Below are 539 nucleotides of genomic sequence, written 5' to 3' on the forward strand. Positions count from 1 at the left end.
CTGCGCCTGATCGCGGCCCTCAACAAGAACGGGAAGGCAGGGACATGAGCAGGAAGCTTTTCGGCACCGACGGGGTCCGCGGGCGCGCCAACACCTATCCGATGACCGCCGAGATGGCGCTGCGCCTTGGCGCCGCCGCCGGCCGTTACTTTCGCCGCGACGGGCGCAACCGGCACCGCGTGGTGATCGGCAAGGACACGCGCCTGTCGGGGTACATGTTGGAAAACGCGCTGACAGCGGGGTTGACTAGCACGGGCATGAACGTGCTGCTGCTGGGCCCGGTGCCGACGCCGGCTGTCGGGTTCCTGACGCGGTCGATGCGGGCCGATCTGGGGATCATGATCTCGGCCAGTCACAACCCGGCCGAGGACAACGGCATCAAGTTCTTCGGTCCCGACGGCTTCAAGCTGTCCGACGAGGCCGAGGCCGAGATCGAGGCGCTTGTCGCGGGCGCGCTGGACCCCGTCGCCCCGGCCAGCATCGGCCGGGCCAAGCGGATCGACGACGGTCGGGGCCGCTACATGGAATATGCCAAGACC

Annotated in this window: 1 pseudogene; it reads left to right on the forward strand. The window is 68.3% G+C overall.

The features are described 5' to 3' along the window. Positions 1-44: 44 nt before the first annotated feature. Positions 45-539, forward strand: a pseudogene (locus tag TW83_RS17835) (phosphoglucosamine mutase); the annotation flags it as partial.

The sequence above is a fragment of the Paracoccus sp. S4493 genome (genome assembly GCF_000967735.1).
Lineage (GTDB): Bacteria > Pseudomonadota > Alphaproteobacteria > Rhodobacterales > Rhodobacteraceae > Paracoccus > Paracoccus marcusii.